Here is a 13508-nt window from a genome sequence, read left to right as displayed (position 1 = left end):
ATGCTGCTCTGGCTCGCTCATTATTTCCAGGACGACATTGGCCCATTGCGGGTCTTTAACTTCATCACTTTCCGCGCCGTCTTCGCCACCCTGACGGCGATTTTGATCGGCCTGTGCGCCGGCCCCGCCGTGATCCGCATGCTCACGCGCATGAAGGTCGGCCAGGCCGTGCGTACGGACGGCCCGCAAACGCATCTGAAAAAACACGGCACGCCGACCATGGGCGGTGTGCTGATCCTCATCGCCATCGGCATTTCCACCTTGCTGTGGGCCGACCTGTCGAACCGCTTCATCTGGCCGGTCCTGATCGTCACCCTGGGCTTTGGCGCCGTCGGCTGGGCCGACGATTACCGCAAGGTGGTACACCAGGATCCGGAAGGCATGCGCTCGCGCGAAAAATACTTCTGGCAGTCGCTGATCGGCATCGTCGCCGCGTTTTACCTGGCGTTTTCCGTCTCCGTGTCGGAACCTGACGCGGGCCACGTGTGGAACCTGATCTACGCCTGGGTGCAGTCCGGCTTCGCCATGGACCTGCCGCCGAAGGCCGATCTGATCGTGCCGTTCTTCAAGACCATCAGCTATCCGCTGGGCGTGTGGGGCTTCATCGCGCTGACCTATTGCGTCATCGTCGGCACCAGCAACGCCGTCAACTTCACGGACGGTCTCGATGGCCTGGCCATCATGCCGACCGTGATGGTGGGCACGGCCCTGGGGCTGTTCGCCTACCTGACGGGTAACGCCACGTATGCGCGCTACCTGTTCATCCCGCACATTCCGGGCGCCGGCGAACTGGTGATCTTCTGCGGCGCGCTGGCTGGTTCCGGCCTGGCCTTCCTCTGGTATAACACGCACCCCGCCAAGGTTTTCATGGGCGACGTGGGCGCGCTGGCGCTGGGCGGCGCACTGGGCACCATCGCCGTCATCGTGCGCCAGGAAATCGTCCTGTTCATCATGGGCGGCATCTTCGTCGTCGAAACGCTGTCCGTGATCATCCAGGTCGTCTGGTTCAAGTACACCAAGAAGCGCTATGGCGCTGGCCGCCGCGTCTTCCTGATGGCGCCATTGCATCACCATTTTGAACAAAAAGGCTGGAAGGAGACGCAGGTGGTCGTGCGTTTCTGGATCATCACCATGATGCTGGTGCTGCTCGGCCTGACCACCTTGAAGCTGCGCTGATGATGTACGACGCTAAAACCGCACTGGTACTGGGCCTCGGCGAATCGGGGCTGGCGATGGCCCTGTGGCTGGCCCGCAGCGGTGCTTGCGTGCGCGTGGCCGATACGCGCGAGGTGCCCGAGCGCCTGGCCGCGCTGCAGGCCGCCGTGCCGCAGGCGCAGTTCATCGCCGGCGCCTTCACGGCCGAGCTGCTCGATGGCGTCGACTTCGTCGCCGTCAGCCCCGGCCTGGCGCCGGGCCGCGAACTGGTACAGATCGCTCCAGCCGCTGTTGAGAAAAACATCCCCGTGTGGGGCGAGATCGAACTGTTCGCGCAGGCACTGGCGGCGCTCAAGGCGGAACGCGGCTATGCGCCGAAAGTCATCGCCATCACGGGCACGAATGGCAAGACGACCGTCACCAGCCTGGTGGGCCTGCTGTGCGAGCGCGCCGGATTGATCACGCGCGTGGCCGGCAATATCAGCCCGGCCGTGCTGGACGTGCTGCGCGAAGTGCTCGATGCCGAACCCGCGCCGCAGCCGGTGGATGCGGACGCTGAAGCGGCGGAACCCGTCGCCGGTACCTTGCCGCAAGCGTGGATACTTGAATTGTCCAGCTTCCAGCTGCACACGACGTTCAGCCTGCAGGCCGATGCGGCCACGGTCCTGAATCTGTCGCAGGACCACCTGGACTGGCATGGCGACATGGCGGCCTACGCTGCCGACAAGGCGCGCATCTTCGGCGACCAGACGGTGCGCATCCTGAACCGCGACGATGCGGCCGTCATGCGCATGGCCGATCCGCTGGCCGAGACGATCACCTTCGGCACGGGCGAGCCGGCGGAAGTGGACAGCTTTGGCCTGGTCAATGAACGCGGCATCTTCTGGCTGGCGCAAGCCGTGCCCAGCGAAGAAGTGATCGAGAAAAAACGCAGGAAGAACGATCCGGCGCCGGAACCGGTGCCGACGATGGCCAAGAAACTGATGCCGGCCGACGCGCTGAAAATCCGCGGCCAGCATAACGCCTCGAATGCGCTGGCGGCGCTGGCCCTGTGCCGCGCCATCGGCCTGCCATTTGCGCCGCTGCTGCACGGCTTGCGCGAATACCAGGGCGAGCCGCACCGCGTGGAGCTGATCACGGCCGTGGCTGAAGTTGAATACTACGACGACAGCAAGGGCACCAACGTGGGCGCGACAGTGGCCGCCTTGGCCGGCCTAGGCAAGGCCTTCGGCGGCGCGGAACAGCGCCTGGTGCTGATCGCCGGCGGCGACGGCAAGGGGCAGGATTTCTCGCCGCTGGCCGAACCGGTCTCGCGCTATGTGCGCGCCGTGGTGCTGATCGGGCGCGACGCGCCTGCCTTGCGCGCGGCGCTCGAGCCGGCCGGCGTGGACATCATCGACTGCGCCACCTTGCCGGAAGCCGTCAAGCGCGCCAGCGGCCTGGCGCTGGCCGGCGATGCCGTGCTGCTGTCGCCCGCGTGCGCGAGCCTGGACATGTTCAAGAACTATGCGCACCGCGCGCAGGTGTTTGTCGACGCCGTGCGCGACATCGCCCTGGAAAACGGACAGGATATCTGATGGCCTTCCAACTGCCCTTCAGCTTTGGTTCCGGCTCGGCTGCCAAGCCGCTGGACAGCCGCGCGCGGCAGTCGAAGATGATGGACTATGACAAGCCGCTGGTGTGGGTGGTCCTGCTGCTCATGTTGCTGGGCATGGTGATGGTGTATTCGGCGTCGATCTCGCTGTCGGATGCGCGCAAGTTCGCCGCCTATACGAACAATTATTTCGTCGTGCGCCAGGCGCTGTTCATCGGCGTGTCAATCATCGTCGGCGCACTGGTGTTCCGTATCCCCGTCGCCACCTGGCAAAAGATCGCGCCGTGGCTGTTCATCGGTACCCTGGTGCTGCTGGTGATGGTCCTGATACCGGGTCTGGGCGTGTCCGTCAACGGCGGCCGCCGCTGGCTGAACCTGCCGGGCCTGCGGCCGCAGCCGTCCGAACTGATGAAGGTGGTGATGGTGCTGTACGCGGCCGACTACACGGTGCGCAAGCAGGAATACATGCACAAGCTGACCAAGGGCTTCATGCCGATGGCGCTGGCCGTCAGCTTCGTCGGCTTGCTGCTGCTGATGGAACCCGACTTGGGCGCCTTCGGCGTGATCGTCTGCATCGCCATGGGCATCCTGTTTTTGGGCGGCGTCAACGCCATCTGGTTCGGCGGCATCGGCGCCATGCTGACGGCGATCTTCGTCACCATCATCGCTCTGTCGAAATTCCGCCGCGAGCGGTTTTTCGCGTATCTCGATCCGTGGCAGGAAGACAATGCGCTGAACAAGGCCTACCAGCTGACGCACTCGCTGATCGCCTTCGGGCGCGGCGAACTGTTTGGCGTGGGACTGGGCGGCAGCGTGGAAAAACTGCATTACCTGCCCGAAGCGCATACGGACTTTTTGCTGGCCGTGATCGGCGAGGAACTGGGCCTGGTGGGCGTGCTGGTCGTGATCGGCATGTTCTACTGGATTATCAAGCGCGCCTTCGACATCGGCCGCCAGGCGATCGCCATCGACCAGACCTTTGCCGGCCTGACGGCGAAGGGCATCGCCATCTGGATCGGCGTGCAGACCTTCATCAACATGGGCGTGAACCTGGGCCTGCTGCCGACCAAGGGCCTGACCTTGCCCTTGATGAGTTATGGCGGCACGGGCGTACTGATTAACTGTATCGGCCTGGCGATTTTGCTGCGCATCGATTACGAAAACCGGATCCTGATGCGCGGAGGCCGGCTATGAACAACGTGACGAACTTGAAAACGACGAAAAGACTGATGATCATGGCGGCCGGCACCGGCGGCCATATCTTCCCGGGCCTGGCGATTGCGCAGACGATGCGCGCGCGCGGCTGGGAAGTGAGCTGGCTGGGCACAACCCACGGCATGGAGCAGGAACTGGTGCCGAAAAGCGGCATTCCCATGGACGCCATCGCGTTCTCGGGCATGCGCGGCAAGGGCCTGGCGCACACGGTCAAAGGCGGCTTCAGGATGCTGGCCAGCTTCTTTGCCATTCGCCGTTTCATCGCCAGCCGCAAGCCGGACGTGGTGATGGGCATGGGCGGCTACGTCACCGTGCCGGGCGGCCTGATGGCGCGCCTGAAGGGCGTGCCGCTGGTGCTGGTGAATGCCGACGCGGCGCTGCTGTTGTCGAACAAGACCCTGGTGCCGCTGGCGCAGCAGGTGTGCTTTGGTTTCCCCGCCGATTTCGGCAGTGCCGCCGGCAAGGCCGTCGTCACGGGTAATCCCGTGCGCGCCGAGATACTCGCGATGGCGCCGCCGGCCGCGCGCTTCGCGGGCCGCAGCGGACCGCTGCGCATCCTGGTGGTGGGCGGCAGCCTGGGCGCGAAAGCGCTGAACGATAATCTGCCCGCCGCGCTGGCGCTGATGCCGCAGGGCGAACGCCCGCTGGTGACGCACCAGTCGGGCAAGAAGAATATCGACGCCCTGCATGCCGCGTATGCGCAGGCGGGCGTGCAAGCAAACGTGGTCGACTTCATCGACGACATGGCCCGGGCGTATACCGAAGCCGACCTGGTGATCTGCCGCGCGGGCGCGATCACCCTGTCGGAATTGACGGCGGCCGGCGTGGCCAGCGTGCTCGTGCCGCTGGTGGCGTCGACCACCAGCCACCAGCGCGACAACGCGCAATGGATGGCAAAACAAGGCGCGGCGATTCATCTGCCGCAGACGGAAATGAGTGCGGCGTCGCTGAGCACCCTGCTGGCGTCCTTGACGCGCGATACCTGCCAGCAGATGGCGCAGGCGGCACTGGCAGCAGGCAAGCGCGACGCCAATGAGGCGATCGCACACGTATTGGAAAAACTGGCATGAGGTTAGCTCTGTGAAGCATAAAGTAAACAATATCCACTTTGTCGGCATTGGCGGCAGCGGCATGAGCGGCATCGCCGAAGTGCTGGTCAACCTCGGCTACAAGGTGTCGGGCTCCGACCTGGGCAGCAATGCGGCGACGCAGCGCCTGGCGAGCCTGGGCGCAACCGTCATGCTCGGCCACGCGGCCGAGAACATCGGCGACGCCGATGCGGTGGTGACGTCGGGCGCCGTCCCGCAAGACAATCCCGAAGTGGCGGCCGCGCGCGCGCGCAAGATACCGCTGGTGCCGCGCGCCGTGATGCTGGGCGAGTTGATGCGCCTGAAACGCGGCATCGCCATCGCCGGCACGCACGGCAAGACGACGACCACCAGCCTGGTCGCTTCCGTGCTGGCGCAGGGCGGCCTCGATCCGACTTTCGTCATCGGCGGACGCCTGACCAGCGCCGGCGCGAACGCCAAGCTGGGCTCGGGCGACTATCTGGTGGCCGAAGCCGATGAATCGGACGCCTCGTTCCTGAACCTGACGCCGATGATCGAAGTGATCACGAATATCGACGCCGATCACATGGACACCTACGAGCACGATTTCGAAAAGCTCAAGCAGGCCTTCGTGCAGTTCACGCACCGCTTGCCGTTCTATGGCCGCGCCATGCTGTGCATCGACGATCCGCACGTGCGCGCCATCATCCCGTCCGTCACCAAGCCCGTCACCACCTACGGTTTCGCGGAAGACGCGCAGGTACGCGCCATCAACGCGCGCGCCGTGGGTCTGGAAATGCACTTCACCGTGCTGCAGGAAGGTTATCCGGACCTGGATGTGGTGCTGAACCAGCCCGGCATGCACAATGTGCAGAATGCCTGCTCGGCGATCGCCATCGCGCGCGAAATCGGCATCGCCGACAGCGCCACGCAGCAGGGCCTGGCGGAGTTTTCCGGCGTGGGCCGCCGCTTTACCCGCTATGGCGACGTGGCGCTGCCGAACGGCGGCAGCTTCGCGCTGGTCGACGATTTCGGCCACCATCCGGTGGAAACGGAAGTGACCCTGGCCGCCGCGCGCGCCGCCTATCCGGGCCGCCGCCTGGTGCTGGCTTTCCAGCCGCACCGCTACAGCCGCACGCGCGACCTGTTCGAGGATTTCGTCAAGGTGCTGGGCGCACCCGACGTGCTGCTGCTGTCTGAAGTGTATGCGGCGGGCGAAGCGCCTATCGTCGCCGCCGATGGCCGCGCCCTGGCGCATGCGCTGCGCGCACGCGGCAAGATCGAACCGATCTTCGTCGAGTCCATGACGGACATGGCCGACACCATCATGAGCGTGGCGCGCGACGGCGACGTCGTGCTGACCATGGGCGCGGGCTCCATCAGCGGCATTCCGCAACAACTGACAACGTATCCATCCAACACTGTAAAGGCCTGACGTGAACCAAGCTTCAGCTATCGACGTAAAACAATTGGGCAAGGTCGGCGTCCTGTTCGGCGGCCGTTCGGCCGAGCGCGAAGTGTCGCTGATGTCCGGCGCGGGCGTGCTGGCCGCGTTGAAAAGCCATGGCGTGGATGCGCATGGCTTCGACACGGGCGAACGCAGCCTGGCCGAACTGGCCGCTGAGAAGTTTGACCGCGTCTTCATCGCGCTGCACGGCCGCTTCGGCGAAGACGGCAGCCTGCAGGGCGCGCTGGAGCAGCTGGGCATCCCGTACACGGGCAGCGGCGTGATGGCCTGCTCGGTCGGCATGGACAAGGTCTATACCAAGATGATCTGGCTGATGCACGAGCTGCCGACGCCGAAGTACGCGGTGCTGGACGACAGCTCCGACCTGGCCAAGGTGGCCGCGCAACTGGGCTTGCCGCTGATCGTCAAGCCGCCGCATGAGGGTTCGAGCATCGGCATCACGACGGTCAACGAAGCGTCGGCCTTCCAGGCAGCCTACGACATCGCCGCCGGTCTCGATGATTCGGTGCTGGCCGAGGAATTCATCAAGGGCCGCGAGTTCACCGTCGCGATCCTGGGCAAGGGCGCCGCGGCGCGCGCGCTGCCGCCGATTGAAATCGTCGCGCCGCAAGGCAATTACGATTACCAGAACAAGTACTTCACGGACGATACGCAGTATTTTTGCCCGCCGCAGCTGGACCCGGCGATCATCGCCGAGATGGAACGCATCGCCCTGGCGGCATACCGCGCTCTCGGCTGCGAAGGCTGGGGACGGGTCGATGTGCTGATGCGCGCGGCCGACAGCAAGCTGTTTTTGCTGGAAGTGAATACCTCGCCAGGCATGACCGGTCACTCGCTCGTGCCGATGGCGGCGCGCGCGGAAGGCACCAGCTATGAAGACCTGTGCCTGGAAATCGTTGCCGGCGCAAGCCTGAAAATGCACAAGGGACAGCGCTGATATGTGGCATGACGCTAAAAGCCTCAATACGACTGCCAACGGCTTGCTGGCCGCGGTGCTGGTCGTGTGCGTGGCCGCCGGCGTCTGGTGGGTGTCGCAGCGTCCCATGTTCGACCTGCGCACGATCAAGGTGGAAAGCGCGGACGACAAGGGCCTGCGCCATGTGAATTACCTGACCCTGCGCAGCGGCACCCTGGGCCGCATCAAGGGCAATTTCTTCACGACCAACCTGGAAAGCGTGCGCGGCGTGTTCGAATCGGTGCCCTGGGTACGCCGCGCCAGCGTGCGGCGCGAGTGGCCGAACCAGCTGATCGTGGCGCTGGAAGAACATGAGGCACTGGGCACCTGGGGCGAGGATGGACGCCTGCTGTCGGTCAAGGGCGACGTGTTTACGGCCAATGTGGCCGAAGCCGAAGACGACCATGAATTGCCTGCGTTTGCCGGCCCCGATGGCAGCGAAAAGGAAGTACTGGCCACCTATGTGCAGCTGGCAAAGTGGTTTGCGCCGCTGAAGATGGTGCCTGAATCGCTGTCGCTGTCGAGCCGCTATGCGTGGACGGTGAAACTGGATAACGGCATGAGCGTGGCGCTGGGGCGCGAGCAGAATCATACGACCCTGAAGGCGCGGGTGGACCGGCTGGTGGGCATCTACCCGCAGCTGGCGAGCCGGCTGGAGAATATCGACACGATCGATATGCGCTACCAGAATGGCCTGGCGCTCAGTTCCGCCGGCCTGGTGATACCGGCCGAAGGCAAGGATGGCAAGCCAGTGATGAAGAAGAAAAACAGTAGTCCGATTAAAAAACCGACTTAACCCAATAATCTTAATTTATAGCCCATACAGTAGGCGACAGAAATGACAAAAGACGCGAAAAACCTGATCGTCGGCCTCGACATCGGCACCTCGAAAGTGGTGGCGGTCGTAGCCGAAGTGATGTCCGACGGGCGCCACGAAGTGATCGGGCTGGGCCAGCACGAATCGAAGGGCCTGAAAAAAGGCGTGGTGGTCAATATCGAGGCCACGGTGGAGTCCATCCAGCGCGCGCTGGAAGAGGCCGAGCTGATGGCCGATTGCAAGATCCGCAATGTTTACGCGGGCATTGCGGGCAGCCATATCCGCAGCTTCAATTCCAGCGGCATGGTGGCCATCAAGGACAAGGAAGTGACGGCGACCGACGTGGCGCGCGTCATCGAGACGGCAAAAGCGGTTAACATTCCGACCGATCAGCAATTGCTGCACACGGTGCCGCAGGAGTTCATCGTCGACAGCCAGGAAGATGTGCGCGAGCCTATCGGCATGAGCGGCATCCGCCTGGAGGTGAAGGTGCATATCGTCACCGGCGCCGTGTCGGCGGTGCAGAACATCGTCAAGTGCGTGCGCCGCTGCGGCCTGGAAGTGTCGGACCTGATCCTGCAGCCGATGGCCTCGGCCGATGCGGTGCTCACGCCCGACGAGAAGGAACTGGGCGTGGTGCTGATCGACATCGGCGGCGGCACGACCGATGTGGCGGTATTCTCCGATGGCGCGATCCGCCATACGGCCGTCATTCCCATCGCCGGCGACCAGATCACCAACGACATCGCCATGGCCTTGCGTACCCCGACCGCGGAAGCGGAAGAAATCAAGATCCGCTATGGCGTGGCCAAGCAGGTCCTGGCCGATCCCGGCGAATCGCTGGAAGTGCCGGGCCTGGGCGACCGCGGCCCGCGCAACCTGTCGCGCCAGGCGCTGGCGGCAGTGATTGAGCCGAGGGTCGAGGAGCTGTTCGCGATGGTGCACCAGGTGGTGCGCGAATCCGGCTACGAAGGCGTGCTGTCGTCGGGCATCGTGCTCACGGGCGGCACCTCCATCATGCCCGGCATGGTGGAAATGGCGGAAGACATCTTCCTGAAACCGGCGCGCCTGGGCACGCCCGAGTATCGGGGCCAGCTGGCCGACGTGGTGCGCAGTCCGCGCTATGCCACGGTACTGGGCCTGCTGCTGGAAGCGAAGAAGCAATACCTGCGCGGCCACATCGTGACGCGTCAGGACGGCTCGGTGAAGGCAGTCTGGCAGCGCATGAAGGAATGGTTTTTAGGGAATTTTTAAGGGCGTATTTCAGGCCCGGCAGGTCAGGTTTTTTGGCAGCATCGCAGGTACACACACATAACTTTATTTTATATTTAACCGCAGTTTTCAATCTCCAGTTCTCCTACCAATATGAGGCCTGGCGCTTGGAAACCGCATCTGATAGGAGCACATCATGGAGTTCGATATGGTCGATAACACAGCTTTAGGTACCGTCATCAAGGTCGTCGGCGTCGGCGGTGCGGGTGGCAATGCAGTCCAACACATGATCAACAAAGGCATGTCGGGCGTGGAGTTCATTGCCGCCAACACCGACGCACAGGCCCTGTCGACATCGAAGGCCCACAACATCATCCAGATCGGCGATACGGGTCTGGGCGCCGGCATGAAGCCTGCCGTCGGCCGCCAGCTGGCGGAAGAATCGCGCACGCGCATCGCCGATTCGCTGCGCGGCGCGCACATGGTCTTCATCGCCGCCGGCATGGGCGGCGGCACGGGCACGGGCGCCGCTCCTATCGTGGCCGAAGTGGCCAAGGAACTGGGCGCGCTGACGGTGGCCGTGGTCTCCAAGCCATTCTCGTACGAAGGCCAGAAGTGCATGGACATCGCCGACGAAGGCCTGGAGCAGCTGTCCCTGCACGTCGATTCGCTGATCATCATCCTCAATGAAAAACTGGAAGAGATCTACGAAGACGAAAGCATGCTGGAATGGATGCAGCACGCCGATGATGTGCTCAACAACGCGGTGGCCGGCATTGCCGAGATCATCAACGTGCCTGGCCATATCAACGTCGACTTCAACGACGTGAAAACCATCATGGGCGAGCAGGGCAAGGCCATGATGGGCACGGCGACGGCTTCCGGCGTCGACCGCGCGCGCATCGCCGCCGAACAGGCTGTCGCTTCGCCGCTGCTGGACGGTATTGATCTTTCCGGCGCGCGCGGCGTGCTGGTCAACGTCACGGCCAGCCGTGGCTTGAAAGGTAAGGAGATCAAGGAAGTCATGGCCGCCGTGCGCGCGTTTGCCGCGCCGGACGCGTCGATCGCGCAAGGTATCGCCTACGACGACGCCATGGGCGACGACATCCGCGTCACCGTGGTGGCCACGGGCCTGGGGCGCGCCAAGAAAAACATCCAGCTGGTACCGCAGCAAGTGCTGCGTACCGGCACCCACAACAGCCCGCTGACCCCGTCGGCTGCCATGGGTAGCGCGCAAGCGGCGGCGACGACGGTTGGCGTGGCCACGCCGGCAGCCGGTTTCGACGGCATGAAGGCACCAGCCGTATGGCGCCGCGAATCGGCTTCGGAGCAAGTGCGCGCGATGGAAAAGAATGGCATGGAGACCTACGACATTCCAGCGTTCCTGCGCAAGCAAGCAGATTAAGGTGATCTGATGTCAGTAGCGATGACGGCGGCCTGAGGGTCGCCGTTTTTTTGCCGTTTTTTGACTTTTGGCTTTGCCTTTCCGCCCACTTTCTGCACAAATACGGCAAGTCAGGCATACTATCGCGCAGTGTCGGCATCACGCCGGCAGCATCCTCAACCGACAGCACACAAGGAGTCAACATGACCATCAAGATCGGCGACACCCTGCCAGAAGGCACCCTGGCCGAATTCATCGAAAGCGAAACCGAAGGTTGCGCACTGGGTCCGAACACGTTCAACGTGCAAGACCTGGTCAAGGGCAAGAAGATCGCCATCTTCGGCCTGCCAGGCGCCTACACCCCGACCTGCTCCGCACAGCACGTGCCAGGCTACGTCAAGCACGCCGCCGACCTGAAAGCTGCGGGCGTCGATGAAATCTGGTGCATCTCCGTCAACGACGCGTTCGTGATGGGTGCCTGGGGCCGCGACCAGAAAGCCACCGGCGTGGTGCGCATGATGGCTGACGGCAACGCCGCCTACAGCAAGGCACTGGGCCTGGACGCCGATTTTTCCAAGCATGGCATGGGCACGCGCTCGCAGCGCTACTCGATGCTGGTCGACAATGGCGTCGTGACGCAATTGAACGTCGAGCAGGGCGGCAAGTTTGAAGTGTCGAACGCCGAAACCTTGCTGGGCCAGCTGGCTTAAGCAGATCGCAGGTCGGCGCAGGTCGGCGTAGGTCGGCTTAGCGCAGCGTAAGCCGACGTGCGGCGTGCGCATCACGTTTGCTCTGGCATTGTTGGATTACGCGCTGCGCGCTAATCCAACCTACGCAATAAAAACGGCGCCATTGGCGCCGTTTTTCTATTGTACCGGTGGTTTCTTCGCCTCGAACATGGCCGCATCGATGCTGAACGAATAATCGTCCTGCAGCGCGAAATACTTGCGCGCTTCCTCGGGCGCGCCATCGAACAGGTTGCGGATGGCCGCCACGCGCTCGTTCGGCGTGCGCATGCGCGCCACCCACTCGTCGAACTGCATCGTCAGTTTCCACACGCTGTGCAAGCTGTGCGTAAAGCCCGCGTTGTCGAACTTGGCGCCCCATTCGCAGGTGCGGTAGTCGCGCACGTGCGAGGCGTCGCGCAGCATTTCCACCGCCTGCAAGGTACTGTCGTACAGGGCCGTCTTGGGCGCGACGATGTCGACCACCAGCAAGGTGCCGTTCGGGCGCAGCACGCGCCACGCTTCGGCCAGGGCGCCCGCCACGTCGTTCCAGTGGTGCGCGGAAAAGCGCGTGACGACCATGTCGAAGCTGGCGTCGGCAAACGGCAGGCGCGCCACGTCGCCCTGTTGCGTGCGGATATTGTGCAAGCCGCGCTGCGCCCTGGCGTGGTCGACGACGTCGAGCATGGGCTGCGCCAGGTCGTAGGCGACGACGGATGCCGCCACGGGAGCGACGGCGAAGCTGGCGTGGCCGGCGCCGCAGCCCAGGTCCAGCACGGCCGGCTGGCCGTGGCGGCGCGCGCATTCCTGCATCAGCACCAGGTCGGCGCCTTGCGCGTGCACCGCGCTGCTCAGGTAGGCATGGGCCGTCTTGCCAAACTGTTCGGTAACGACATCGTGCTGCTGCATGGTTTTCTCCTGTGGATGGGTGAGTTCCTGCAGAATAGGGATAAAATTATCCTGTAACAAGACCATAACTTATACTGGTATATCTACTACCATGCATTTGTGCCATGTCGAACAAGCTCGCTGAATTCATCCGCGCCCGGCGCGAAGCCGTCACTCCTGCCATGGCTGGCTTGCCCGGCGGCGGACGCCGGCGCACGCCGGGTTTGCGGCGCGAGGAACTGGCGCAATTGTGTGACGTCAGTCCCACTTGGCTGACGTGGCTGGAGCAGGGGCGGCCCGTGTCGGCGTCGGCGAAGATGCTGGCCCGCCTGGCGCAGGTGCTGCAATTGAGCGCGGCCGAGCGCGCCTATCTGTTCGAGGTGGCCGACAAGCATGATCCCAGTTACGGTACGGGCGAGGGCGCTGGGCCTGCCAGCGCCGAGCTGGCCGCCATCGTCGCCGCCATCGGCGCGCCCGCGTACATCCTCGACCGCGAATGGAACGCCGTGGCGTGGAACGGAGCGGCGTCCGCCTTGTTCACGGGCTGGCTGCATGGCGACGGGGACGCGCCGAACCAGCTGCGCTTCATGTTCCTGGAACCTGGCGCGCGCGACCTGATCGTCGGCTGGCCGGAGCGGGCGCGGCGGCTGGTGGCGGAGTTTCGCGCCGATATCGGCCGCCAGGCGGACCAGGCGCCGCTGGCCGGCCTGATCGCGGAGCTGGCCGGCGCCAGCCCTGAATTTCGCCAGTGGTGGGGCGCGCAGCAGGTGCAAGGCCGCGACGGGGGCTTGCGCCGCTTCCAGCATGCGCAGCAGGGGCTGCTGGAGTTCAATCAGGTGACCTTGCACCTGGCGCGCCAGCATGAGCTGAAGCTGGTGATGCTGTTGCCTGTGTCATAAGGTAAAACGGCCGCGCTTGCTATAATCGGGTTGATGGTTTGGCCTTGCCATGCTGTCCTGGCTCCGGCCGTCGCCATGATGACGGTCCCGCTCTTTCGCCAGGAGTCTGTCCTGATATCCCGCAATCCCAACCTGCGCAGCATCTAT

The 13508-nt window shown here is 64.0% G+C and carries 12 protein-coding genes; 11 read left to right on the top strand and 1 reads right to left on the bottom strand.

Features of this window, described 5'->3' with window-relative positions; genetic code table 11:
• The 10 genes from mraY (at position 1) to ACRHIG_RS29640 (ending at position 11559) form a co-directional block, all read left to right on the top strand.
• On the top strand, positions 1 to 1176 hold the full coding sequence (mraY, locus tag ACRHIG_RS29685) for a phospho-N-acetylmuramoyl-pentapeptide-transferase (protein WP_034748886.1): 1176 nt from the start codon (positions 1 to 3) through the stop codon (positions 1174 to 1176).
• A complete protein-coding gene (gene murD / locus ACRHIG_RS29680; RefSeq protein ID WP_489628829.1) occupies positions 1176 to 2732 on the top strand; it encodes a UDP-N-acetylmuramoyl-L-alanine--D-glutamate ligase in 1557 nt (518 codons plus the stop codon). Before mraY ends, murD begins: the two co-directional genes overlap by 1 nt.
• Positions 2732 to 3943 carry a putative lipid II flippase FtsW gene (ftsW, locus tag ACRHIG_RS29675; protein WP_489628828.1) on the top strand — a complete coding sequence of 404 codons (1212 nt, stop codon included), beginning with the start codon at positions 2732 to 2734 and terminating at the stop codon, positions 3941 to 3943. The genes murD and ftsW overlap by 1 nt, the downstream gene beginning before the upstream one ends.
• The gene (gene murG, locus ACRHIG_RS29670) at positions 3940 to 5034 is read left to right on the top strand and encodes an undecaprenyldiphospho-muramoylpentapeptide beta-N-acetylglucosaminyltransferase (protein ID WP_489628827.1); all 1095 of its coding nucleotides are present in this window, start codon (positions 3940 to 3942) and stop codon (positions 5032 to 5034) included. Before ftsW ends, murG begins: the two co-directional genes overlap by 4 nt.
• A gap of 10 nt (positions 5035 to 5044) precedes the next feature.
• On the top strand, positions 5045 to 6448 hold the full coding sequence (gene murC / locus ACRHIG_RS29665; RefSeq protein WP_475413894.1) for a UDP-N-acetylmuramate--L-alanine ligase: 1404 nt from the start codon (positions 5045 to 5047) through the stop codon (positions 6446 to 6448).
• 1 nt (position 6449) lies between these two features.
• Positions 6450 to 7418 (top strand): D-alanine--D-alanine ligase, encoded by a 969-nt coding sequence (locus ACRHIG_RS29660; RefSeq protein WP_489628826.1) that lies wholly within the window; start codon positions 6450 to 6452, stop codon positions 7416 to 7418.
• Between the two features lies 1 nt (position 7419).
• Positions 7420 to 8232, top strand: a complete 813-nt coding sequence (locus ACRHIG_RS29655) for a cell division protein FtsQ/DivIB (protein ID WP_475413896.1) — start codon at positions 7420 to 7422, stop codon at positions 8230 to 8232.
• A 42-nt stretch (positions 8233 to 8274) separates the two neighbouring features.
• The gene (gene ftsA / locus ACRHIG_RS29650; protein ID WP_010394955.1) at positions 8275 to 9507 is read left to right on the top strand and encodes a cell division protein FtsA; all 1233 of its coding nucleotides are present in this window, start codon (positions 8275 to 8277) and stop codon (positions 9505 to 9507) included.
• A 154-nt stretch (positions 9508 to 9661) separates the two neighbouring features.
• Positions 9662 to 10870, top strand: a complete 1209-nt coding sequence (gene ftsZ, locus ACRHIG_RS29645; protein ID WP_475413897.1) for a cell division protein FtsZ — start codon at positions 9662 to 9664, stop codon at positions 10868 to 10870.
• A 182-nt stretch (positions 10871 to 11052) separates the two neighbouring features.
• On the top strand, positions 11053 to 11559 hold the full coding sequence (locus ACRHIG_RS29640) for a peroxiredoxin (RefSeq protein ID WP_475413898.1): 507 nt from the start codon (positions 11053 to 11055) through the stop codon (positions 11557 to 11559).
• 156 nt (positions 11560 to 11715) lie between these two features.
• On the opposite strand, the gene ACRHIG_RS29635 is transcribed toward ACRHIG_RS29640, so the two are convergent.
• Positions 11716 to 12483: a class I SAM-dependent methyltransferase gene (locus ACRHIG_RS29635; RefSeq protein WP_489628825.1), complete on the bottom strand. Its 768-nt coding sequence runs from the start codon at positions 12481 to 12483 to the stop codon at positions 11716 to 11718.
• Between the two features lie 104 nt (positions 12484 to 12587).
• Between ACRHIG_RS29635 and ACRHIG_RS29630 the strand changes: the two genes are divergently transcribed.
• Positions 12588 to 13361, top strand: coding sequence for a helix-turn-helix transcriptional regulator (locus ACRHIG_RS29630; RefSeq protein WP_489628824.1), 774 nt, complete (start codon positions 12588 to 12590; stop codon positions 13359 to 13361).
• The last annotated feature ends 147 nt before the right edge of the window (positions 13362 to 13508 follow it).

The organism is Janthinobacterium sp. C22 (assembly GCF_057919405.1).
This window is presented reverse-complemented; position numbering and strand designations above follow the sequence as displayed.